Source organism: Zoogloea oleivorans (assembly GCF_008107625.1).
In the GTDB taxonomy this organism is placed as follows: domain Bacteria; phylum Pseudomonadota; class Gammaproteobacteria; order Burkholderiales; family Rhodocyclaceae; genus Zoogloea; species Zoogloea oleivorans.
The window spans coordinates 1-23,809 of the sequence record NZ_SDKK01000021.1 but is presented as its reverse complement, the minus strand read 5'-3'; the positions used below and the strand labels follow the sequence as shown (position 1 = coordinate 23,809).

The 23,809-nt window shown below is 61.2% G+C and carries 20 protein-coding genes; 7 read left to right on the top strand and 13 right to left on the bottom strand.

The genetic code is table 11. The annotated features are described in order from the left end of the window. Positions 1 to 213: 213 nt before the first annotated feature. The 3 genes from ETQ85_RS19185 to cfa all read right to left on the bottom strand — a co-directional run bounded on the left by ETQ85_RS19185 (position 214) and on the right by cfa (position 5,571). Positions 214 to 852 (bottom strand): response regulator, encoded by a 639-nt coding sequence (locus tag ETQ85_RS19185; protein ID WP_342781966.1) that lies wholly within the window; start codon positions 850 to 852, stop codon positions 214 to 216. A gap of 8 nt (positions 853 to 860) precedes the next feature. After that, the gene (locus tag ETQ85_RS19180) at positions 861 to 4,232 is read right to left on the bottom strand and encodes a chemotaxis protein CheB (RefSeq protein ID WP_187394781.1); all 3,372 of its coding nucleotides are present in this window, start codon (positions 4,230 to 4,232) and stop codon (positions 861 to 863) included. Positions 4,233 to 4,467: 235 nt separating this feature from the next. Then, positions 4,468 to 5,571, bottom strand: a complete 1,104-nt coding sequence (gene cfa / locus ETQ85_RS19175; protein ID WP_246128827.1) for a cyclopropane fatty acyl phospholipid synthase — start codon at positions 5,569 to 5,571, stop codon at positions 4,468 to 4,470. Here cfa and ETQ85_RS27025 point away from each other — a divergent pair. Then, complete coding sequence (locus ETQ85_RS27025) at positions 5,570 to 5,722, top strand: hypothetical protein (protein ID WP_246128826.1); 153 nt, start codon at positions 5,570 to 5,572, stop codon at positions 5,720 to 5,722. The genes cfa and ETQ85_RS27025 overlap by 2 nt on opposite strands. Here the strand turns inward: ETQ85_RS27025 and ETQ85_RS19170 are convergent. Further along, a complete protein-coding gene (locus tag ETQ85_RS19170; protein ID WP_148580695.1) occupies positions 5,700 to 6,026 on the bottom strand; it encodes an RNA-binding protein in 327 nt (108 codons plus the stop codon). The genes ETQ85_RS27025 and ETQ85_RS19170 overlap by 23 nt on opposite strands. A 389-nt stretch (positions 6,027 to 6,415) precedes the next feature. On the opposite strand from ETQ85_RS19170, the gene ETQ85_RS19165 reads away from it, so the two are divergent. After that, positions 6,416 to 6,916 carry a BCAM0308 family protein gene (locus tag ETQ85_RS19165; protein ID WP_148580694.1) on the top strand — a complete coding sequence of 167 codons (501 nt, stop codon included), beginning with the start codon at positions 6,416 to 6,418 and terminating at the stop codon, positions 6,914 to 6,916. 317 nt (positions 6,917 to 7,233) lie between these two features. Continuing rightward, positions 7,234 to 9,366 (top strand): carboxy terminal-processing peptidase, encoded by a 2,133-nt coding sequence (locus ETQ85_RS19160; protein ID WP_246128825.1) that lies wholly within the window; start codon positions 7,234 to 7,236, stop codon positions 9,364 to 9,366. Positions 9,367 to 9,470: 104 nt separating this feature from the next. Here ETQ85_RS19160 and ETQ85_RS19155 read toward each other — a convergent pair whose 3' ends face one another. The 4 genes from ETQ85_RS19155 to ETQ85_RS19140 form a co-directional block, all read right to left on the bottom strand. Further along, positions 9,471 to 9,746, bottom strand: a complete 276-nt coding sequence (locus ETQ85_RS19155) for an HU family DNA-binding protein (RefSeq protein ID WP_148580692.1) — start codon at positions 9,744 to 9,746, stop codon at positions 9,471 to 9,473. A 170-nt stretch (positions 9,747 to 9,916) separates the two neighbouring features. Next, positions 9,917 to 11,299, bottom strand: a complete 1,383-nt coding sequence (gene radA, locus ETQ85_RS19150; protein ID WP_148580691.1) for a DNA repair protein RadA — start codon at positions 11,297 to 11,299, stop codon at positions 9,917 to 9,919. Beyond that, positions 11,299 to 12,384, bottom strand: a complete 1,086-nt coding sequence (alr, locus tag ETQ85_RS19145; RefSeq protein WP_148580690.1) for an alanine racemase — start codon at positions 12,382 to 12,384, stop codon at positions 11,299 to 11,301. The genes radA and alr overlap by 1 nt, the downstream gene beginning before the upstream one ends. 5 nt (positions 12,385 to 12,389) lie before the next feature. Continuing rightward, positions 12,390 to 13,304 carry a LysR family transcriptional regulator gene (locus tag ETQ85_RS19140; protein WP_148580689.1) on the bottom strand — a complete coding sequence of 305 codons (915 nt, stop codon included), beginning with the start codon at positions 13,302 to 13,304 and terminating at the stop codon, positions 12,390 to 12,392. 126 nt (positions 13,305 to 13,430) lie between these two features. On the opposite strand from ETQ85_RS19140, the gene lplT reads away from it, so the two are divergent. Then, on the top strand, positions 13,431 to 14,693 hold the full coding sequence (lplT, locus tag ETQ85_RS19135; protein WP_148580688.1) for a lysophospholipid transporter LplT: 1,263 nt from the start codon (positions 13,431 to 13,433) through the stop codon (positions 14,691 to 14,693). 43 nt (positions 14,694 to 14,736) lie between these two features. Here the strand turns inward: lplT and ETQ85_RS19130 are convergent, their stop codons facing one another. From ETQ85_RS19130 to ETQ85_RS19120, 3 genes are read right to left on the bottom strand one after another with little or no spacing between them, the layout of a single operon-like run. Then, a complete protein-coding gene (locus ETQ85_RS19130) occupies positions 14,737 to 15,372 on the bottom strand; it encodes a response regulator transcription factor (RefSeq protein WP_246128824.1) in 636 nt (211 codons plus the stop codon). Further along, positions 15,369 to 16,694, bottom strand: a complete 1,326-nt coding sequence (locus ETQ85_RS19125; RefSeq protein WP_148580686.1) for a sensor histidine kinase — start codon at positions 16,692 to 16,694, stop codon at positions 15,369 to 15,371. The genes ETQ85_RS19130 and ETQ85_RS19125 overlap by 4 nt, the downstream gene beginning before the upstream one ends. 21 nt (positions 16,695 to 16,715) lie before the next feature. Beyond that, on the bottom strand, positions 16,716 to 19,253 hold the full coding sequence (locus ETQ85_RS19120; protein ID WP_148580685.1) for a TonB-dependent receptor: 2,538 nt from the start codon (positions 19,251 to 19,253) through the stop codon (positions 16,716 to 16,718). 257 nt (positions 19,254 to 19,510) lie between these two features. On the opposite strand from ETQ85_RS19120, the gene ETQ85_RS19115 reads away from it, so the two are divergent. From ETQ85_RS19115 to ETQ85_RS19105, 3 genes are read left to right on the top strand one after another with little or no spacing between them, the layout of a single operon-like run. After that, positions 19,511 to 20,266, top strand: coding sequence for an energy transducer TonB (locus tag ETQ85_RS19115; RefSeq protein WP_246128823.1), 756 nt, complete (start codon positions 19,511 to 19,513; stop codon positions 20,264 to 20,266). Positions 20,267 to 20,278: 12 nt separating this feature from the next. Continuing rightward, positions 20,279 to 21,007 carry a MotA/TolQ/ExbB proton channel family protein gene (locus ETQ85_RS19110; RefSeq protein ID WP_148580684.1) on the top strand — a complete coding sequence of 243 codons (729 nt, stop codon included), beginning with the start codon at positions 20,279 to 20,281 and terminating at the stop codon, positions 21,005 to 21,007. Further along, on the top strand, positions 21,004 to 21,423 hold the full coding sequence (locus tag ETQ85_RS19105; RefSeq protein WP_148580683.1) for an ExbD/TolR family protein: 420 nt from the start codon (positions 21,004 to 21,006) through the stop codon (positions 21,421 to 21,423). The genes ETQ85_RS19110 and ETQ85_RS19105 overlap by 4 nt, the downstream gene beginning before the upstream one ends. Here the strand turns inward: ETQ85_RS19105 and ETQ85_RS19100 are convergent. Together ETQ85_RS19100 and ETQ85_RS26330 are read right to left on the bottom strand one after the other, a co-directional pair. Beyond that, positions 21,375 to 22,979: a diguanylate cyclase gene (locus ETQ85_RS19100; RefSeq protein WP_148580682.1), complete on the bottom strand. Its 1,605-nt coding sequence runs from the start codon at positions 22,977 to 22,979 to the stop codon at positions 21,375 to 21,377. The two genes, ETQ85_RS19105 and ETQ85_RS19100, sit on opposite strands and share 49 nt — an antisense overlap. Continuing rightward, positions 22,976 to 23,809: hypothetical protein (locus ETQ85_RS26330; RefSeq protein ID WP_187394780.1), on the bottom strand; the 834-nt coding region annotated here is incomplete at its 5' end. The genes ETQ85_RS19100 and ETQ85_RS26330, both read right to left, overlap by 4 nt.

Here is a 23,809-nt window from a genome sequence, read left to right as displayed (position 1 = left end):
GATAAATATGAAAAAATACTTCATATGAATTTCCATACCGACTTTATGTCCAGGCCTTATGTCGTTTCCCACGCGTAGGCAGGAAGCGCTTTTAGAAGGCTACAAGGTCAAGATTAAGGACCGGGAGATGTCATGAAAATACCGGTGATCGGTATTTTTTCTACCCTGAACAGGGTAGTTTCGAAGGGAGCAAACGGTGCGCGCTCGCGGAATTCAGGTTGAAATAAGGCCCTCACGAATCGCGTACTTGGTCAGCTCTGCCACACCATGGAGATTGAGTTTTCGCATGATGTTGCGACGGTGCACATTGACGGTGGTTGGCGCGATGAACAGCACCTGGGCGATTTGCGGGGCCGTCTTGCCTTCGGCCAGCAGGCACAGCACCTCGCGTTCGCGCCGGCCCAGACGGCTGTCCTTGGACGGACCACGGGGAGCCCTTTCGTCACGTCGGGTGGCGTCGACGAGTGTCGCGGCGGCTTCTGGGCAAATATAGGTCTTGCCCTGGGCGACGTTCTTGATGGCGCGCACCAGTTCATCACAGGCTGCGGACTTGGCCACATAGCCCAGGGCACCAGCCGACATCATTTCAAGCACAAAGCGCTTGTAGACAAATGCCGACAAACCAACGACCTGCACCTTTGTGTGATGGGCAAGCAGCTCACGGGTAGCTTCAATACCACTGATGGTGGGCAGGCTGACATCCATGACCACCACGTCGGGTGACAAGGCCAGTACCAGCTCCTCAACTTCTCCCCCATCACTTGCTTCACCCACAACCTCGATGTCGGGAGTTCTTTCCAACAGGGTTCGCAGAGCCTCTCGGATCATTACGTGATCGTCAACCAACAGCACTCGAATACTCATTTCTGCCACTCCTGTGTAATGCGTTGGTCTGCGTTGGTCGTGGTTCCCTGCAAGGGAACGTTAAGGGTTACAGAGGTGCCGTCGCCGGGGATGCTGCGGACACCTACCGTTCCATCCAGGTAACCCAGACGCTCACGCAAGCTGAGGAGCCCGAAGCGTGGCCCACCGTTAGTGACGGGCAACGCATCGATGTCAAAACCGACACCCGCATCACTGACTTCGACGATCAGGCGCTGGCCATTTTCCACTTTCGCACTGATCGTCGCAGCAGTCACTTTGGCGTGCTTGACAACGTTGATCAGCAGTTCGCGCACAGCCCGGAACAGCGTCGCACCCACGGCAGGATCCAGCGGCTTGGCGGCGCCGTCATCCTCGATGTGCACCTCGAGCTTGTAGACGTAGCGAATCTCGTCAGCCAGCCACTCAAGCGCCGAAACCAGTCCAAGATCGTAGAGCATCGGTGGACTCAGCTTGAAGGACATGGTTCGCAAGGTCCGCACGGCCTGCTCAACCACGGTCAGGCTGTCGTCCAGCGCCTGACGCTGGGCGGCAGACAGATCCATCGCGCCCAGCGCAGAGAGTTTCAGCTTGATCACCGCGATCAGTTGCCCAAGATCGTCGTGCAGATCCTGCGCCAGCAGTCGGCGTTCCCGTTCCTCCGCCATGGCCAGAGCGGCAGCGAGTGCCCGGAGTTTTTCGGAACGCTCGCGCAACTCCCGCTCCCGTTCGTGCGCTTCGTCGAGGTTGCTGCTGGTCACCCGCGCTGTTTCAGCCGCCGCACGGCTTTCAGTGATGTCTGTGTAAGTCATGATGACGCCACTGATTCGCGTCTCCTCGGTGCGGTAAGGCATCACGCAGCGGAGATACCAACGCCCCTGTTCGGTTTGAAATTCAGACTGTATCGACGCCGCATTCACAAGAACCTTTTCTGCCACCTCTATCAGGTCGGCCCCGCCAAAGGACGAAGAAAAGTTGCGGATCGGCCGGCCGATGTCGCTGGGAATGAAATTGAACAGCTTCTGGGTCGCTGGCGAAAACCATTTGATCCGGAACTCCAGGTCCAGGCAGATCGTGGCGATGTCACTGCTGGCCAGCAGGTTCTCGAGATCGTCGTTGGAAATCTCCAGTTCATGGAGTTTCGCCTGGAGCTGCTGATTGACCGTGGTCAGTTCCTCATTGAGCGACTGCAGCTCTTCCTTGGAGCTTTCCAGCTCTTCGTTGAGGGATCTCAACTCCTCGTTGACGGAAACCACCTCTTCATTGGAGATGGTGAGATCCTCATTGGAGACCTCAAGGCACTCGATCGTACTCTGGAGATCGTCGCGGGTCGCCCGCAAATCATCCTCGAGCTGGCGAACCAGCGCCCCTTCAGCGCTTTTGTCTCCAGGGATCAGGGCGGGCTTCGGCTCACGCTGAAAAACCACCAGAAACAGGGCTCCCAGATCCCCCCCCGGAGCAGGAGTGACCGTCACCTGCAGGGGCTCAAAGCCGTCGCCACGTTTCATGCGCGCATCGGCAACCGTGACCGGTGCATCCCGCAAGGCGGCTTCGCGCAGCGCGGAACGCACCCGGGAACGCAAGCCATCACGCACCATGGCCAGCAAATCCTGAGTCGGCGTTCCCCGCGGACGAACCAGGAACTCTTCGGTCGGGCCACAAAAGTACAGCGCTTCGTAATTGCTGTTGACCAGCACGGAGGCAGGCGCGAAGCGATCAAGGATCAATTGCTGGGCGATGCTGCTCGCCTGGGTCAGACGTGGCGCGCTGCGTGTCGATGTGAATGTGCTACCGGCACGCACTTCGCCGGCTTGCGGCGTCAAGGCTGGCGCAACGCTGCGTGCCCTGCCCTCGCGCCGGTAAATGCGCCACGTTGCGGATATCGTCTTGAAAAGCTCGTTATGCCCGCCAATCGACTCGGCACTCCCCAGAAAAAGGCAGGCCTCCGGCCTCAAGGCAAAATGGAAAATGCCGATGATCCGGCGCTGAACCTCGGGCTCCAGGTAGATCAGGACATTCCGGCAACTGATCAAGTCCACCCGCGCAAAAGGCGGGTCGGCAAACAGGTTCTGAACGCCGAAGACCACCGCCTCGCGCAGCGTCTGGCTGACCTGGAAGCACTGATGGTCCGGGACTTCCACGAAGTAGCGGCGCAGCCGTGCCGGCGAAATCTGCGTGGCAATCCCCATCGGATAACGACCACGACGGCCGATCTCCAGCGCTTCGTCACTGGTGTCGGTAGCAAAAATCTGTACGGGGCACGTCTTGCGCGCCTGGCGCAGATTGTCGAGCACCAGCATGGCCATCGAGTAGGCCTCTTCTCCGCTCGATGTCCCCGGAATCCAGATGCGGATCGGCTCGTCCCGATTTTTGCCGGCTACGAGCGGAGCAATGACCTCCGTCTCAAGGATTTTCCAGGCTTCGGCGTCCCGGAAAAACTCCGTTACGCCAATCAGCAGGTCACGAAACAGTGCGTCGACCTCACCTGGTTCATTTTTCAGGACCTGTGCATAGTCGGCCTCGTGCAGCACACCGCGCAAACTCATCCTGCGCTGGATTCTCCGTCGCAAGGTGCCGCGCTTGTAGCCTGAAAAATCGTAACCGCGCTGTCCCTTGACGATGGCGAGCATGTCCAGCAATGCACTGCCGCCACTGCCTTCCTGAGTGGGTGACTCCGGGCTTGTGGCGTAGGGGTGCCGGGCATAGCGCACCAGCACCTCAGGCATTTTCTCTACCGGCAACACGTAGTTGGTCATGCCGGAGCCGATCGCACTGCGTGGCATCCCGTCGAACTGGGCTGTCGCCGGGTCTTGAACAAGCACAATGCCACCATTGGCAGAGATGGTTTTCAGACCCAGCGTACCGTCGGTTCCCGTGCCTGACAACAGAATGCCGATAGCCCTGGCACCACAGTCATCGCCGAGCGTTTGAAAGAGGTGGTCAATCGGTAATCTGGGGCGCTGCAGGTTGCTGCGTGCGATGAGGACCACGCAGCCCTTGCGCACTTCGATGTCCTTGTTCGAAGGCGACACGTACACGTGATTCGCCTCGAGCAGCATTCCGTTCTCGGCTTCCTTCACCGGCATGCTCGTGCACTTGCCGAACAGCTCTACCGCCAGGCTGGCAAAACTTGGATCCAGGTGCTGAAGAACCACAAACGCAATGCCGGTATCGGCAGGCATCACCCTGAACAACTTGCGAATGGCGTCATAGCCCCCTGCAGAAGCGCCGATCCCGGCGACACATGGCCCTGAAGAGGAAGGCTCCTGAAAGGATGGCTCTAAAGAATCGGGTCTTGCATTCTTGGTATCGATGCTGTGGGCGCTCTTGACGCGACGCCTGGGAATAGCTTTGGCAGGCAAAATACTCACTCTCACAATTCGCTCAGCACCCTCGCTCGCATGAGTACAGATGCGAGCAGTTCCCGACTCTCTGATGCCGGGGTCTTTATTGGTAAGTTTCGGACACTTTCCAGAATCGCGCAAGCGTGTTAAACAAGTCCTTGGCGACAATCGAGGCGAGCTAACGGAAAACGAAATTTTATTTTTACCGCCACTGTCAAGTGACGTAGTTCCATATAAAAATCAGACAACTCATCGAGTGAGTTCAAAGCTGGCGCCGATAGCCGCAGGGTACTCCTTTCGGCGACAGGACAAGCTGCCAGAGTTGATTGACGCGGGCCCGGAAGCTGCCTGCACAGGCCAGCAGGTAAAAGCGCCACATACGACGAAAGCGCTCGCCGTAACGGGGAGCAAAGGAAGGCCACGCCTGCTCAAAGCGCTCATGCCAAGCCAGCAGAGTGGGATCGTAGTCGGCACCGAAATGCTGCACATCCTCAATGAGAAATCCTTGCTCGCAAGAATCAAAAATCTGGCTCAGTGAAGGCAATTCGCAATTGGGAAAAATATGGCGATCGATCCAGGGATCGGTCGGGATCCGGCCAGCGTTTCTGCCAATTGTGTGCAAAAGAAATACCCCGTCGTCACTCACGCTACGCCGGACCATCTCGAAAAAGCCCTGGTGGTTCTTGCGCCCCACGTGCTCGAACATGCCCACAGAAGCAACCCGCTCGAAGCGCTGGTGGCCACTGCGATTGAACTCCCGGTAATCCTGCAAACGAAACTCGACCGGCAAACCGGCACAGCGGAGGCTGCCATGCTCGGCCTGCTCGCGTGAAATGGTCAGGCCCAGGCATTGCACGCCATAGTTCTCTGCCGCGAACTTCATGAGGCTGCCCCAACCGCAACCGATATCCAGCAGACGCATTCCCGGCTGTAGTCCGAGTTTGCGGCAGATGAGGTCGAGCTTGGCGGTCTGCGCGGCCTCAAGGGAGTTGGTTTCGGCCCAGTAGCCGCAACTGTAGGTCAGGTGGCTGTCGAGCATGGCCGCGAAAAAATCATTGCCAAGATCATAGTGATGCTCGCCTACCCGCCAGGCACGACGTATGTTTTGCAGGTTGAACAGGCGTGCCCGCAGGCCCTGCATCAACACGGAAAAATTGTTCACCTGTTCGTCAAGGCGCGCCGCGAGGATTCGGGCGATGAACTCATCCAGCCGCGGGCAATCCCACCAGCCATCCATGTAGCTTTCACCCAGCCCGAGACTTCCGCAGGCCAGTATCCGCTCCGCGGTCTGCGGATGATGGATAAGCATGTCATAAGAACGGCCGCCATTGATCTTGACGTCGACTTCGGCGAGCAAATCCGACATGAGCTGCGAAGCGCTTGCCGACGGTCTCTTCCACCTGCGCCGGGCCATCGCACTTCGCGTCTCCGAGCTTGGCGAGGTGAACATGGCCGATTCCACGGGAATCCCGTTTGGCTTTGGCCCGGAGAACACTATTGAATTCCACTGCCGGTGAGCACTGGCAATGCGTCAAGTCTTTTCTGTGAAACGACAACAACGAGTGTCGACAGGCCGCAGAGTTCGCATTGCATCGCCCGCGCGGCACGAATTGCTTCAATGGGTGTGGAGAAATCAACAAAAAAGAAACGGCTTTTGCTATGACCAATGATCGACTCCGGAATCCGGAATACGCCGATCACTTTCCCGTAATTTTCCGAGATCATTTTTATCCGGTCAATAACCGGCAAATCGGAATCAACCCCCGATAAAGCATCCAGATCCGGCTGACGCGACTTCGTTGCAAAGTCCCTGCAACTCATGATCATTAAAAACCTTTCTGCTCATAAAAGAGGGATAAGACAGAAGAATACGTCCTGTAGAAAACCACAAAAATACACATTTTTCGTATTTTCACTACTGCAAAGTGAGTAGTCGCAAGCTGTGAATCCTGACTTTTCAAGGAATTCAAGAAAACTTGGTACGTTCACAAACCGGAATATCCTAGGCTTTTCGGCGACAGCAGCACCAACCACTACACACTTACTAGTAATTTAATTAGTCTGATTTCCGTATTGTTATCGAAAAGAGAACAAATTTAATATCTATCCGCATAAGAAAACAAATCTACAAGAAATCACGCCGAGGGAGCCGGAACTTTTACCTCCGGATCAACGATTTGCAGAGTATTTTTTGCACTGGAGAATAAGAGATGTCAAACATTGCCATTCCCCCTGGATTCCATCCAGTCCGCCCTGATCGAATTTTTCCAGCGAAAAAACACGATGCGTACAAGACCAGGGAGCAGCTGCCGGATCCGACGGCCTGCCTGCATTGCCATGCGGTCTTCTCACAGGGGCACTGGACATGGAATTCCATTCCTGACAATGCCAACTATACGATCTGCCCAGCCTGCCACCGCGAGAATGACCGTTGTCCGGCTGGCATCGTCACTTTGACGGGGCCGTTTTTCGCGGTGCATCGCTCGGAAATCATGGGACTCTTGCGCAATGAGGAACTGTGCGCACGGCAACACGACCCGCTCAAGCGAATCATGAGTGTCGAACATCAGGACGGCGGCGTGATCGTCACGACAACCGATACCCATCTTGCCCGCGCCATTGGCGAAGCCATCCACCACGCCTACAGGGGCGATTTCCAGCTTCATTACAACCCGGAGGAGGAGATTCTCCGGGTCCACTGGGCACGCTGACCGTTTCGACGCACAGCAGACCTGAACGGTCTGGCTTCGCATTTTATTGTGCGAACCAGGCCGTTCAGGCTTTGAAACGTCAGGTGCCGACAGGCAGGGGCAGCGCAAAGACGTCACTTCTGCACCGGCAACTTGTAAGCGGACATTTAAACCCAGCCCCCGAGCCACTGCGCAAAAGCGGCCTCCAGCCTGTCTTTCCCGTTTGTTTACCTTGTTCGCGATGCGAACGAATCCGGTTCTCCCCAGTCGACTGAAGCCATGGAAGCATGTAGCGTCTGCCTCTCAAGGCTCACCAACGAATGCAGCGGAGTAAACGAGTGAAAAAAAGCTTGATCCTGGCCCTTCTGACTGTCGCGTTCTCAACGCAGGCGATCTCCTTGGAGCCGTCCTCGACACTGCGCCTCGCGCCGACCAAGGAACAAGCCCAGACGGCTTACCTGAGCGCACAGCTTCTGGGCCGTTACCATTACAAGACCCAGCCCCTCGACGATGCGCTGTCGGAAAAGATTTTCGACCGCTATCTCAAATCCCTCGATCCGGAACGGCTGTTCTTCACCCAGAGCGATGTGGATGCGTTTTCCGAGGCGCGCACCCGCCTCGACGACGCGATCCAGCGAGGCAACCTGGCGGTTCCCTTCGCCATGTTCCAGCGCTATGAACAACGTGCGGTCGAGCGCCTGAGCACCGCCCGCGAGCAGCTCAAGCAGGGCTTCGACTTCAGCCAGAAGGAAAGCTACCCTTACGCCCGCGACAAGGCCCCGTGGCCGCGGGACGATGCCGAAGCCCGCGACCTGTGGCGCAAGCGTGCCAAGAACGACTGGCTGCGCCTGAAGCTCGCCGGCAAGGACGACAAGGCGATCCGCGAAACCCTCGAAAAACGTTACGACAACTATCTGGCGCGCACCCAGCGCAACAAGAGCGACGACGTTTTCCAGATTTTCATGAACGCCTTCGCGATGTCCATCGAGCCCCACACCAACTACCTGGGGCGTAGCGCATCGGACGATTTCGACATTTCCATGCGCCTGTCCCTGGTCGGGATCGGCGCGGTACTGCAGGAGCGGGACGAGTACATCACCATCCGTGAACTGGTCGCAGGCGGTCCGGCGGCCAAGTCGGGCAAGCTCGCGGTGGGCGACCGCATCGTCGGCGTGGGTCAGGCCGACGGCAGCGTCTCCGACGTGGTTGGTTCGCGGGTGGATGAAGTCGTCAAGCTGATCCGCGGCACCAAGGACACCAAGGTCCTGCTCGACATCCTGCCCGCCGAGAGCGGCCCGGACGGCAAGCACAAGCTCATCTCACTCGTCCGTGACAAGATCAAGCTCGAAGAGCAGGCTGCCAAAAAGTCGGTCATCAAGGTCAGCGAAGGCGCCGTCCAGCGCAAGGTCGGCGTCATCACCCTGCCCACCTTCTACGAAGACTTCGAAGGCCGCCGGCGTGGCGACAAGGAATTCCGCAGCGCCAGCCGCGATGTGGTGCGTCTTATCGATGAGCTGAAGAAGGAAAAAGTGGACGGGCTCCTGATCGATCTGCGCAACAACGGTGGTGGTTCGCTGCGCGAGGCCGTTGAACTGACCGGGCTCTTCATCGACAAGGGGCCGGTGGTCCAGCAACGTCGTCCGGACGGCAAGATCGGCGTGGAAAGCGACGACAATGCCGGCGTGGCGTGGGACGGCCCGATGGCGGTACTGATCAACCGGGGCTCCGCATCGGCATCCGAAATTTTCGCAGCGGCGCTGCAGGATTACGGCCGCGCACCGATCATCGGCGAATCCAGCTTCGGCAAGGGTACGGTCCAGACCCTCATCAACCTCGATGAAGTTGCCAAGAACGACAAGCCAAAGTTCGGCGAACTGAAGATGACCGTGGCCCAGTTCTTCCGGGTCAATGGCGGCACGACCCAATTGAAGGGCGTCACGCCGGACATCCGCTTCCCGTCCATCGCCGATCCGGACAGCTATGGCGAATCGAGCTACGACAACGCCCTGCCGTGGATCCAGATCGATGCTGCGACCTTCAAGCCAGCCGGCAACCTGAAGGACGTCGTGCCCGCTCTGCAGAGCCGCCACCAGGCCCGCATCGGCAAGGACAAGGAGTTTCAGTTGCTGCTCGAAGACGTCGCTGAAATCCGGCGTCTGCGCGAAACCAAGCTTATCTCACTCAACGAGACAGAGCGGCGCAAGGAAAAGGAGACCCAGGAAGCTCGCCTGAAGGCCCGCGAAAAGGGTGATGCCAAGGACAAGCTGGCCGCCATCCGTGACGACGGCCTGCAATCGGGTGAACGCAGTCTCGCCGCCGATCTGGCCGCCGAAAAAGCCCGTAAGGACGTCAAGGATGTACTGCTTGACGAAGCCGCCCGCATCGTCGCCGACGAGGCCGAACTGAGCAACGCCAAGCCCCAGCTTGCCATGCGCGAAAAGGCCAAGGCGGCCGGTCAGGCCATTCGTTAAAGCCCCTGACAGTTTCAGCAGGCAAAAAAATGGCGGCCAGCGAGGGTCGCCATTTTGCATTGTGTCCCGCAGCGTGCATTGGCACGCCCGGGGCAAACACGGTCTTACTTGTTGACCGCGTCCTTCAGCTTGGAGCCGGCAGAGAACTTGGGTTGCTTGGAAGCGGAAATCTGGATTTCAGCACCAGTTTGCGGGTTACGACCGACACGGGCAGCACGCTCGCCAACGGCGAAGGTGCCGAAACCGACGAGGGTCACGCTTTCGCCCTTGGCCAGAGCTTCGGTAATGGTTTCAATAACGCCATCAACGGCACGGCCGGCATCAGCCTTGGTCAAACCACTCTTGCCAGCCAGCGCATCGATCAATTCAGTCTTGTTCATAGCTCGTAATTAGTAATGAAAGAAATGGGTGGATACAGGAGCTGAAACAGGTGACGCCTTACGCCTGCAGCGCATTACACCACCCGCGGGCGGTAGCTTACCTTGCTCTTTTCCAGCTGTGGCACCAATCTCGAGGATTTCCGCAACTTTGTCGCCTGAAACCCATGCTTTCACGCCAAAGCCAGCTCACGCATGCGTTCCAGGGCTTCCTCTATGCGGTCTACGGCCACCACCCGCATCCCCGGGATCTCGTGCTTCGGCGCATTCGCCTTGGGCACCAACGCCACTGTGAAGCCCAGTTTGGCCGACTCTTTGAGGCGTTCCTGACCGCGTGGTGCCGGCCGGATCTCTCCCGCCAGGCCCACCTCGCCAAACACCACCAGCTCGCGCGGCAGCGGCCGATTGGTCAGCGACGAGACGATCGCCAGCAGCACGGCCAGATCGGCTGCCGGCTCGGCAATCTTCACACCACCGACCGCATTCACGAACACGTCCTGGTCGAAGCACACCACGCCGGCGTGCCGGTGCAGCACTGCCAGCAGCATGGCCAGCCTGTTCTGCTCCAGCCCGACTGACAGGCGCCGCGGACTGGGGCTGTGGGCGGTATCGACCAGCGCCTGAATCTCCACCAGCAGCGGTCGCGTGCCCTCCTGAGTGACCAGTACACAGGATCCGGGTACCTGCTGCTGTCCGTGCTGGGACAGAAAGATTGCCGACGGGTTGGAAACGCCCTTCAGGCCTTTGTCAGTCATCGCGAAAACGCCCAGCTCGTTCACCGCACCAAAGCGGTTCTTGAACGCCCGCACCAGCCGGAAGCTGGAGTGGGTGTCACCCTCGAAGTACAGCACCGTATCGACGATGTGCTCGAGCACCCGCGGACCGGCCAGAGTGCCATCCTTGGTAACGTGGCCGACCAGGATCAGCGTGGTGCCGCTCTGCTTGGCAAAGCGTGTGAGCTGGGCTGCGCATTCGCGGACCTGTGCCACCGAGCCCGGCGCCGAGCCAAGGGATTCGGAATAGACGGTCTGGATCGAGTCGATCACCGCCACGTCGGGACGCTCGGCACGCAAGGTGCCGAGAATACGTTCCAGGTTGATTTCCGGCAGCAGTTGCAGGCTGCGGGCGTCCAGCTGCAGGCGTGAGGCCCGCAGGGCCACCTGCTCGGCCGACTCCTCACCGCTCACGTAGAGCGCCTTGAGTGTGCCCGAAAGGAGCGACAGGGCCTGTAGCAAAAGCGTGGACTTGCCGATGCCCGGATCGCCGCCGATCAGCACCACCCCGCCCGGCACCAGGCCGCCGCCCAGCACCCGGTCGAATTCGTCGATGCCGGTCGGCACGCGGGGAGATTCTCGCGGGCTGATGTCGGCCAGCGTCTGCAGGCGCCCGGTTTCACCGGCAAGGGCATTGAAGCGCTTGGCCACCGGTGGCGCTTCGGGTTCGACGATGGACTCGATCAGGGTGTTCCAGGCCTGGCAGTGGGGGCACTGACCTTGCCAGCGGGGCGACTTGCCACCGCACTCGGAGCACACATGGACCGTTTTCGTCTTGGCCATCAGGCCTGTGCTCCGCGTACCGTCACCGGTACCCGCGCAGCCAGCGCACAGAACAACTCGTAACTGATGGTGCCGGCGGCGGTAGCCACCTCGTCGGCGGACAGGCCATCCCCCCAAAGGGTGACAGACGTGCCGATGCCGACATCCGGGAGGTGGGTCAGGTCGCAGGCGAGCATGTCCATCGACACCCGCCCGAGGATGCGCGTGCGGCGCCCGCCGGCGAGGATCGGTGTACCGGTGGGGGCATGGCGCGGGTAGCCGTCGGCATACCCGCAGGCCACAACACCAACACGCGTCGGCCCTGTTGCCTCGAAAGTGCCACCGTAGCCCACCCGGTCACCGGCGTCGATCTCCTGCACACCGATGATCTCGCTGGTGAGGGTCATGACCGGACGCAGGCCGATGGCCTCGGCGCTCAGCATGCCGGGCATCGGCGAGCCGCCGTAGAGCATGATGCCGGGCCGCACGATGTGCCCGACAGCTTCCGGGAAGCGCAACAGCGCGGCCGAATTGGCGAGACTGACGGGCAGCTCAAGCCCCTCGGTCAGGCGCTTGAAGAAGGCCAGCTGGGTCCCCACGCCCGTCTCATCGTCGGCACGGGCGAAATGGGTCATCAGGGTGATCTCGCGCACCCCGGGCACCGCACGCAGACGCGCCAGGGCAGTCGCAAAGTCGTCGGCGCGAAAGCCCAGCCGGTTCATGCCGGAATTGATCTTTAACAGTACGTCCAGCGGTCCGGCCAGTGCCGCCCGTTCGAGCATGGCCAGCTGGGTTTCGCTGTGGATCGCCGGGGTCAGCCCGAGGGCGACCACCTCAGCCAGGTCGGTCGGCTCGAAAAAACCTTCCAGCAGGGCGATTGGCTGGGTCAGGCCGGCAGCGCGCACGGCACGGGCTTCGGCAAGATCGAGCAGCGCGAAGCCGTCGGCGATGTCACCGAGGGCGCGGAGCGCCTGATCGAGGCCGTGGCCGTAGGCGTTGGCCTTGATGACGGCAAAGGCCCGGGCATGGCCGGCACGTTTTTTGGCGAGAAGATAGTTGTGACGCAGGGCCTCCAGGTCGATGGAGGCACGGATCGGACGAGGCATGGTTTTCAGTTTTTGGTGGCAGACGACATGCGGACGATTTCCTCGGTGACGAAATCGGCAAAGGTATTGACGAGGCGAGAGCGGAACTTGTCCTTCAGCACGATGACTTCAAGCGGGGTATACAGGCGAGGCTCGAGAGGAATGCCCACCAGTCGCCCGGCCTTCACCGCACTGCGGATGGCCGCCGCCGAAGCGATCGCGACACCGAACCCCTTGGCAACCATGTGCTTGACCGTAGACAGACTGCCGAGTTCGGCGGTGACGTTGAGGTCTTCGAAGGGGATTCCGGCGGAGGCAAAGAACTGGTCCACCAAATCGCGAATGGCATTGCCCGGTTCCCGATGGATCAGCGGATACATCACCAATTGCTCGGCCCGCACTGACTTTTCGCCGGCCAGCGGATGGTCGGGGGCCACGATCAGTTGCAGTTCATCCGTGCCAGCCCGGCGCCGGTCGAGGGTCGGCTGCTCGGTAACGATCTCGATCAGGCCGACGTCCAGGTTGCGGTCCATCACCCGGCTTTCGATCAACTGGGAGTTACCCACCGAGACCCGCGGGATGACCCGCGGATAGCGCCGCTTGAAACCTTCCAGCAGGAAGGGCAGCCAGTAGCCGGCGATGGTCGTGCTGGTGCCCAGGTGAAGAATGCCGGAGAGTTCGTCGGTCAACTCGGAGACTCGCGACTCGAGCTCGTCGGTCAGGCCGAGGATTCGTTCGGCGTAGGCCATGACCAGCTCGCCGGCCGCCGTCAGGGTGACCCGCCCGTGACCCCGATCGAACAGGCGGGTGTTGTATTGCTCTTCCAGCTGTTTGATCTGGAAGGTCACCGCCGGCTGCGTCATGAACAAGGCTTCGGCGGCACGGGTAAACGAACCGTGCCGGGCAACCGCGTGAAAAACCTGGAGACGACGATCCGCCATGGCTCATAAATCCGGTTTATGAATACCCTATTGAATCACAACATTGATCTCGTCGCCAGAAGTGGTCATGGCCTTCGTGGTATAAAGCGCCGTCCATAAAATTCACCGAGCTTCCATCTCCCGGCGATGCCCTTCGGTTTCTACATGATCATGGCTGCGCAGTTCTTTTCTGCGCTCGCCGACAATGCCTTGCTGATTGCTTCCATCTATGTGCTTCGGGAGATGCAGTCCCCCCAGGAATACGAACCGCTGCTCAAGCTGTTCTTCACCCTGTCGTACGTGCTGCTGGCGGCCTTTGTGGGCGCCTTTGCGGACTCGATGCCCAAGTGGCGGGTGATGCTGATCAGCAACACCATCAAGATCTTCGGCTGCTCGATGATGTTTTTCGGTATCCATCCGCTGGCCGCCTACGCCATTGTCGGGCTCGGCGCGGCGGCCTATTCGCCCGCCAAGTACGGCATTCTTACCGAGTACCTGCCCCATCGCCTGCTGGTGGTGGCGAACGGCTGGATCGAAGGCCTGACGGTGGGCGCAATCATCCTCGGGACGCTGGTAGGCGGCATGCTCATCAAGCCGGCCATCTCCCAGACCCTCCTCGGGTTTGATCTGCCCCTGATCGATACCGGCATAGACACCGTGCCCGAAATGGCGCTGACCGTGGTCGGCATCCTCTACCTGACAGCCGCCCTGTTCAACCTCAAGGTGCCGGATACCGGGGTTGACCATAAAGTCCTCAAGAAAAACCCCCTCTACCTGCTGCACGACTTCAACCACTGTCTGCGTCTCTTGTGGCGCGACAAGCTGGGTCAGATCTCCCTGGCAACCACCACCCTCTTCTGGGGGGCTGGCGCGACCCTGCAATTCATCGTGATCAAGTGGGCCGAGCAGGCGCTGCATCTCGACCTGTCAAAGGCTTCCATGCTTCAGGGCGTGGTCGCCATCGGGGTAGCGATCGGCGCGATCCTGGCGGCCAAAATGGTATCGATGAAGGCATCGGTCAAGGTGATTCCTCTGGGCATCGCCATGGGGATCATCGTGAATGTGATGGTCTTTGTCACCGACATCAATCTGGCCATGGCCCTGATGGTGCTGATCGGTGCCCTGTCCGGTTTCTTCGTGGTGCCGATGAATGCGCTGCTGCAGCACCGCGGGCATATCCTGATGGGGGCCGGCCATTCCATCGCCGTCCAGAACTTCAACGAAAACCTGTCGATCCTGATCATGACGGGGCTGTACGCCTTCCTGATCAGCTCGGACTTCTCCATCAATACGGTCGTTATTGCCTTCGGTCTGTTCGTGGCAGGCACCATGTACATGGTCAAGCGTCGCCACGACGCCAACCAGCGAGAGTTCGATTCGGTTGCCGAGTTGAACGAAGAACACCACTGATTCATCCGGCGGGGCGCCCTGCCCCGCCAGGCCTTTTTCCTGCCTATTCGGTGCCGTCGAGAAGCTTGTGCGCCTCGGCATGACGGTACATGTCGAGAACACTCGACAGGCCCGTCTTCTGGCGAATACCGGTCTGGTAGTTGGCCACCGTCTTGGCGCTCAGGAACAGACGGATCGCAATCTCCTCCACCGTCCGGCCCGCAGCCAGAAGACGAAAAATCTCGAACTCGCGCAGTGACAGTGCCAGATGCGACGGCGTCCCGCCCGCTGACAGCGCCCCGGCCACATCAGGCGACAGGGGGCGTTCTCCCCGGGCCACCTGGCGCACCGCTTCGATCAGCGAATCCGGATCGCTGCTTTTGGTGAGATAGCCATCGGCCCCCGCCCGCAGGGCCTGACCGACCATGGCCGGGCTGTCGTGCATGGAGAAGATCAGCACGCGCAGGCCCGGCCGGCGCAGCTTCACGCGAGCCAGGGTTTCGAGCCCGCCACGACCGGGCATCGACAGATCCAGCACCAGCACGTCGGCCGCGTGGGAAGCGAACCACTGGCAGGCGGCATCGCTGTCGCCGAAATCCGCCACCACTTCCATGTCGTCTTCGAGTTCCAGCAGGCGCCGGTAACCGGTACGCACGACCGCGTGATCGTCGGCCAGCACGACCCGCAGCTTGCCGCTCACCGTGCAGTCTCCACCGGCAGTCGGGCCGCCAGGCACAGGCCGGGGCGTGCCGCGCCTTCCGTGGCCGGGCCGATGTCGATGTATCCGCCGTGGGCCCATACCCGCTCGCGGATGCCGGCCAGTCCGTTGCCGTGGCAGATCGCCGTTTCGAGGACGGCAATGCCCACGCCGTCGTCACTCACTGTCCAGCACAGCGTGTTGGGCGAATCAGTGGAAAGGCGCAGGGAGATGTCCACCCGACGGGCATCGGCGTGGCGGGCAATATTGGCAAGGGCTTCCTGGGTCATGCGGTAGAGGGTCAGGCTGAGTTCGCGGGGAAGGCGCAGATCCACCGGCTCCACGGCGAGACGGTAGGCACTGCGCTGACCGGGTGCATCCTGCCAGCTTTTGACCAGTTCGTGCAGAAGCGGGGGCAGGCTCACCGTCTCCGGCACATCGTCCGTTGCCCCTTGGGGCTGCAACTGACGCAGCAGCGTGCGAATTCCATGGTGGATCGTCGCACTCTGGCTTTCCAGATCGAGCACCACGCCATGCACGCGCGGATTGTCCGCCGTCTGGCGCATCAGGTAGGCCACATTGGCGCGCAGGGCTGTCAGCCCCTGGCCAAACTGCTCGTGAAGTTCAATGGCCAGACGCGCCCTTTCGTCCTCCTGCAGGGTCAGCATCTGCAAGGACAGGCGCTTCTGCTGCGCCTCGGCCGTGGCAAGGGCTTCAGCCAGGTGATTGAGAGCCCCTGCGATGTGGTCCAGTTCCTTCACCGGCAGACGCGGCAGACGGATGCTGAAATCGCGCTTGCGATAGGTGGCAATCGCTCCGACGATGCCGCGCAGCGGCACAAACGCGTAGCGCACTGCCCAGTAGAGGCCGGCCAGCATGGCCAGACCATAGGCGAGGAACAGGCCGGCCATGCCGGCGATGTTGGCGAGGGCTTCCGCTTTCTCGCTGGCCGGGTTGGAAATCAGCGTGGCCTGGAAGCTGCTGCCGTCGGCCCGACGCAGTTGCAGGCGGGTCTGGCCGGCATCGGTGGCCAGTGCGGTGGGGATGAGGATCTGCCCGGCGTCGTCCTGCAGCTGAAAATCCAGGTGGCGCAGGACGCCGGAGCGACTGATCTCCCGCAGCTTGTCCACCTGTTGATCGAGCGCCTGGCGGTCAACGCTCTGCAGGGCTGCCAGTTCGCCGACAAGCCGGGCCACCTGGTCAGCCCCCTGGCTTTCCTGGCGGATGTCGAGTTGGGCCCGCGCGGCGGCCAGCGCCAGCACGACGCTGAAGCAGGCCGCAGAAATCCACGCCGCGCGGCGCATCAGGAGGCTGGTCATGTCCATGAACGGGCCCCTGCAAAACACTCAAAGCGTGTAGCGCAGCCCTACCCACAGGGTGCGCGGGGCGCCCGGAGCGTAGAAGGTCGAGCCGACCTGCGGGTAATCGCCGCCCGCGTTTTGCCCGAAGGGCTGAGTGAGCACTCCGCCGCTGGCAGAAAACGCCGTGGAACCCAGTTGGGCCGCGGTGGTGAACTCACGGTCGAACAGGTTGTTGACCTGGCCAAAGACCTGCAGGCCGCGGCTGACCTGGTAGCGGGCGGTCAGGTTCATCACCGTGTAACCCGCCGAGCGCCCGGAGCCGAGGTAGTGGGAGCCATCCGCCCGGTGCTGGTTGTTTTCGTTGCCGCGCGCATAGGAACCTGAAACGCCGATCAGGTCGGTCCCGACGGTCAGCGCAGAATTGACACGGTAGTTGGCCGAGGCTTTGAGCAGATGCTCGGGAATCAGCGGAATGCGGTTACCCGGCTTGATCTGGATCGCCCCTTCCAGGCCGGCCCCCTCTTCGTTGGTGCTGTTGCCGGTGCCACCGACCTCCTCCGGGGTCTGGTAGGTCGCATCGAGCCAAGTGTAGTTGACTGCCAGGCTGAGGGCACCCAGACGGGTACTGCCACCCAGTTCAAGGCCCTGCCGGCGCGTCTTGCCGAAGTTCTTGAAGTAGCCGAAACCGGACTGGTCATCGGCCACGAAAAGAATGTCGTTATGGTTGTCGGCGCGGAACAGGCCGGCATTCCAGACAGTGTTGGCGTTAAGTTGTCCGCGCAAACCCAGATCCCAAGTCTTGGTCACGACCTGCTTGAGGGGCGGATCTCCGGCCATGGCGTTGGGCAGCTTGCAGGGGTTGTCCGGGTTGGCACAGCCCAGTTCGACGGAGGTCGGGGTGCGGCTGCCTTCGCTGTAACCCACGTAGGCGTTCCAGGCAGGGGACGGGGCGAAGGTGAGGCCAAGTGCGGGATTGAAGCGGTCGAAGGTGTGGTTGCCGTCGAGGGAGTCGATGCCGCCACCCGGGTTCAGGTTGTCCTGGTTCTTGATCACGGTCCGGTTGTAGCGGCCCGACAAGGTGGCATGCCAGTGCCGATTGAGCGACAGCGTGTCGGTGGCAAAGAGGCTCCAGGTGCGGGTACGACCACCCAGGTTCACCCGTGAATCGAGGGCGGACTCGCCGGCACCCGCATTCTGGGAGCCGTCAGCATAGGCATTCACCGGCGTCACGCTACGATCGGCGTTGATGTAGCCGTACTGGCCAGACTGTTCGAAGTGGATGTTGCTCTGGTCGTACGCGGCGCCGGCGATGAACAGGTTCTTGCGCCCGGCCAGGTCATTCGACAGGGATAGCTGTCCGGACAGGCCAAGGCTTTCCTGCGAGGTTCGGGTGGTGTTGATCAGGCCCGTACATTTCTCGTTCGGCTCGTCAGCCAGCAGGGTGTTGGCGATGCAGCGCCAGTAAGGAAAAGGCGTATTGCCCGCATTCGCGCCGGCGGTAGGGAAACCGCTGTAGCCAGCAGCCGTCAGCGCATCCCGTTCGGTCTGATTCGGTTGATAGACCTGGTTCTCGAGGGCGTTCTCGTTCAGATCGCCGTTATAGGTCGAGCTGTTGATCTTGCGGTAATACACGTTGCCCGACAGCAGCGTGGTGTCGTTGAGGCTGTGCTTGCCGGTCAGGTTCAGGAACATCGACCGGTTCTTGGTAATGTCCGGCTGGGTGTAAATGCCGCTGTAGTCCTGCTCCAGCAAACGACCTTCCTGCAAGCCGTTGCCGTTCATCTTGTTGTCGGCGTAGGAAATGGCCAGATCCAGGTCGCTACGGGCATCCTGCCAGCCAAACTTGCCGAACACCTGGCGAATCTCGGACGGGGAATTGGTGCGCCAGCCGTTCTCCTGGAACTGATTGGCGGTGATGAACCACTCCAGACCCTTGTCGTTGAAGCCGCCGTGCTCGATCTCGATGGAGCGACGCCCGTAGGAGCCGGCCGTGACTTGCACCGACGAGCCCGGATGACTGCGCCCTTCCTTGGTCTGGATGGCCAGCGCACCACCCAGCGTGTTAAGGCCGAACAGCGGATTGGAACCCGGCATCATGTTCATCGAGGCAATCGCCGCCTTGGGAATCAGATCCCAGCTCACCACGTCGCCGAAGGGCTGGTTGATACGCACCCCGTCGAGGTACACCGACAGCCCCTGAGGCGTGCCAAGGAGCGGCGAGGCGGTATAGCCGCGGTAGTTAACGTCCATCTGGAAGGGATTGCCCTGCACTTCATTGACGTGCACGCCGTTCAGCTTGCGGTTCATGAAGGAGGCGACATCCAGCGCCTGACTGTTGTCGATGTCCTGTGCGGTGACGGCCTGCACCGGCGCCGCAATGTGGCTGATCGGCAGCTCCAGGCCAGGCAGCGGGGTCTGGCCGATGACGGTCACGGTCGGCGCCACACCGGTCAGCTCATCAGCCGCCTGGGCCGTAACGGCGAAGGCGGCGCCGAGGGCGAGTACCAGCGGGCGAAGACGCAGGCCAGGGGCTTGAGACTGGCGGGAAACGTGGACGGAAATATCGCGCTTGGGGTGCTGCATGGCTTGTCTGCCTCCGGTTTTTGTATTTCCGCGAAGGCTACGCAAGGAGCGGTGATTTCACTATGGGAGAAATTCCCGACGCGGGCTTGCGCTTGACGCAGCGCAGCGTGAGCAATAGAATGCAAATCGTTCGCATTTGCATTAATCGAGCAGGCCAGTCAGGTCACGACTTGTGATGCGAACAAATCTCAGCCAGCCAGCTACAGCCAAAGGGCATGTCGCAAGCCAGCCAGGATGCTTCCCGACTGGAGACCGACATGAATGCAGCCATCCCCGCGCCACGTGCCGCAGTGCCACAACTGCAGGCCCCCTTCCCGACTCAGGCTCCGGCCGGAAGGGCTTCCTCTGCCCGCCGCAGCCTTGTTGGCATGGGCGTGGCCACCCTGCTCCACGGGACGCTGCTGGCCGTGATTGTTGCCAACATCGGCGAATTCAGCGAACCGATCACGCCGCCGCAGCCCTACATGACGGTCAGCCTGGTTTCCCCCAGCGAGCCGACGCCAAAACCGGCTCCGCGCCCCGAGCCCGTCAAGACGAAGGAAAGCAAGCCGACTCCGACCGTCCAGCCCAAGCCGGTCGCAGCCAGCAAACCGACGCAGCAAACCATTCTCACCTCCGCGGCCACTGCCGCTAATCCGGTGGAAATCTCTGCACCAGTTGCGCAAGCCGCACCCTCTACGCCCCCCGCACCGGGCCCGGCGAAAGAAGCCCCGGTGGCCATGGTTTCCCCAAAATTCGACGCGGCTTACCTGTCCAACCCGGCGCCACCCTACCCCACGCCGTCAAAACGCATGGGTGAAGAAGGCCGCGTGCTGCTCAAGGTCCATGTGGGTGCCGACGGTCGTCCGCTGGAGGTCAGCATCGCCCAGAGCAGCGGCTTCCCGCGGCTCGACGATTCGGCCCGCGAAACAGTGCTGCGCCACTGGCGCTTCGTGCCCGCCCGGCAAGGCGACCAGGCTGTTGCCGGCAGCGTCAAGGTACCCATCATTTACACACTCAACTCTGCGTCCTAGGAAGGAAACCCCATGAACGAATCCACTTTCAGTTTTGGCCAGATCTGGGCCCAGGGCGACACGGTATCCCACGCCGTCGCCATCATCCTGATCCTCATGTCGCTGGCCTCCTGGTCGGTGATCTTCGTGAAGGCCTGGAGTCTGGTGCAGTTACGCCGGATGAGCAGCGGCGCCAAGCAGTTCTGGCACGCCACCAGTTTCGATGAAGGCATGGCGGCCCTCAGCCCGAACAAGGACGACAACCCCTTCCACGCCCTGGCCACCCTCAGCACCGAGGCCGTCAATCACCACGTCAATCACCAGAACGAGCTGCACGGCGTGCTCAACCTGAACGACTGGATCACCAGCACCATGCGCCAGTCGATCGACGATGCCACCGGCCGCATGCAGGGCGGGCTGTCGATTCTCGCCTCGGTAGGCAGCACGGCACCGTTCATCGGCCTGTTCGGCACGGTGTGGGGCATCTACCACGCGCTGATCGGCATCGGCGCCGCCGGTCAGGCGACTCTCGACAAGGTCGCCGGCCCGGTGGGTGAATCGCTGGTGATGACCGCCGGCGGCCTGGCCGTGGCGATTCCGGCGGTGCTCGGCTACAACGCCCTGGTGCGCGGCAACAAGGAAATCCTGGCCCGCCTGAAGCACTTCGCCCACGACCTGCATGCCTTCCTGGTCACCGGCGGCAAAGTACGCAAGACCCCGGCCAACCTCCATCCCCTGCCCGCCCGGAAGGAAGCACGATGAGTTTTCATTCGGGATTCAATGACGACGACGGCGACGTGATGTCGGAGATCAACATGACGCCGCTGGTGGACGTCATGCTGGTGCTGCTGATCATCTTCATCATCACCGTGCCGGTGATCAATCACGCGGTGAAGCTGGACTTGCCCAAGGCCAGCAGCCAGCAAGAGGAAATCAAGCCGGAGAAGATCAACTTGTCGATCAATGCCGAAGGCGGACTGTCGTGGAACGGGGAAAGCGTGCCGCTGGCCGCCCTTGACGAGCGCCTGCAGACCGCCGCCACCCGACAGCCCCAGCCGGAACTCCACCTGCAGGTGGACAAGCATGCCGAGTACGACCATGTGGCCCAGCTGCTCTCATCGGCCAGCCGTCACGGGCTTGGCAAGGTCGCCTTCGTAACCGAGCCGGGCAAGCCCTGATGCGTGGCTTCCACCGTTGAACTTACCGAACGCTCACCGGCCCAGACAGACACCTTGTTGCGGCCGGTCTGCTTCGACTGGTAGAGGGCGTTGTCAGCCTGGTCGATAAGCTCGGCCGGGTCTTTCGCCCCCAGCTTGATCGACGCCACGCCGAAGCTCGAGGTAATGCGAATGCCGGGGATATCGCGCACAGCGGCCCCGGCATGGTTCTCGATCGAGAAACGCAGCCTCTCGGCCACTTCGGCAGCCTGCTCGGCGGTGGAGCCGGGCAGCATGATGCAGAACTCCTCGCCGCCGTAGCGGCACAGCATGTCCACTTCGCGCAGTTCGGAGCCGAGGCACTTGGCCACCGACTTGATGACCTGGTCGCCAACCGCATGGCCGTAACGGTCGTTAAATGACTTGAAGTGGTCGATGTCGCTCATGATGCAGCACACCTCTTCACCTTCTGCCTGCAGGGTCGCGTAAAGGGGGTCGGCAGCACCGAAGAAGGCCCGGCGGTTGAGGCAACCGGTCATCGGATCACGCGTCGCCAGACGATGCAGTTCCTCGTTCTGGTGACGGATCTCCTCCTTCGAAGCCTCCAGATCGGTCAGCGTGATCAGCAACTGATCATTAATGCGATGCAGCATCGTGACGTCGGAAAAGCTCACCATACAACCCCGCAGACGCCCATGACCATCCTGGATCGGCGCACAGCTGACGATGGTCCGCAGCGGCTCCGAAGCCTCCCCAGGCTGGTTGATCTCCAGAGTCTCATCTCCCAGGTTGGTGCCGGACGCCATCGCACGGGACCAGGGAAAATCATCCGGCGACACATGAAAGCCATTCACCAGCCACTCCAGTTCAAGCACATGCTTGCCGGTCATGTCCTCCTGGGCTGCCGGGTGGAAGTTGCGAAACGTCTTGTTGGCCAGTACGACCCGCCCCTGCTTGTCGAGAATCAGCACCCCTTCAGCGAGGGTATCGAAGGCTGTCCGGACCCGGTCGGGAATCGCCTTGGCCGGATCGAGATATTCGAGTACCCGTCGCATGTACAGGTAAAAGGCAAGAAAGGCGCCCAGACCGATCACCACCAGGGCGACCAGCGACGGATAGGTAAGCCACTCGATAAAGGTTTCCGGCAAAACCGGGCGAAAAGCCAGTTCCACCGTTCCCCACGGTCTGCCGTCGGCCAGCACCGGCACGCGCACCTGGGTCAGGGTGGACGATCCATCCTCCGGCGGTGCCCAGTAGCGTGCATGCTCGCCGGCCTGGGCGGTAATGCTGCCCCCCTCCTCGCGCACGGCCACCGAACGCAAGTCCTTGTTGCGTTCCAGCACCTCCCGCAACGTGCGCTGCAAGGTGCTGACGTCTCCCGCCTGCAGCATCACCGCAACCTGCACGGCCAGGCTTTCGCTGCTTTGCTGGCGCACGTCGCGCACCAGTTTGGCGCGATCGGGAATCAGGCCAAAGACCATGTCCACCACCATCAGCAGGGACAGCAACAGCGCCACCAACCCAAGGGATATCCGGGCAACCGGGCTGAGGCTGAAGGAAAAAAACCTGAAACTCACGAGTGCATTCCCTCTCTGGCTTCGTCTAACAAGTCCGCCGCACCCTGCTCGTCCCGCGCTGTCTCATCATCCATGTCCTCCCCCCAATCCCGTTCGTCTTCGTCTTCCGGCCCAAGTACCGGTAGCGGATCGAAGGTCCGCCATGCCGGTGCCGCCATCAGCAAACTGGCTACCAGTCCCCCGGCACGACTGGCCCACCACACGGCACCCACGGAAAGCGCCACGCCGGTTAATTGAGCGGCCTGCAGAACCACCTGCACATCGGCATAGGCACCGTCATCAAGGGGCGGCAGCTTGGGCGTGCTGTCGAAACTCCGCGATGCAGCAGACGCTGTGCCGGCTGCGGCATCTCCCCCTGTCAGCAGGAACGCCATCAGGGGCCCTTCCGGACTGGCACCAAGAGTGAGCTTGATCTGTGCCTGAGCAAAGCGGACGAGTCCCCCCGCTGCCTGACGCCTCACTTCCGGCCTGTCGTTTGACGACATATCCACGTTCAGCGTTGGCATCATCCCCACTCCCGTCTCGGCGTCCTGGACGGTCCGACTCTCCTGCATGCCAACAGAGGTGAGCGGGACGACAGCCTTCTGCGCAACAACAGGCTTGACTAGGGCAGGCGAACTACTGGCGGGCTCCGCCGGAACGATCAGTTGCGCCGCCTGCGGGGTGGATGGCGGGCTTTCGACGATCACTATGGGAGTCAGCGAGGGCTGGCCGGCAGTCGGTGCGAAGGAAAGGCTGGCACTCACGGCGTTGCCGGCAGTGAGTCCGTCATCGGCATGCAGCACAATCACCGGCAGATCACTGAAACCGGCATGGACGAAACTGACTAG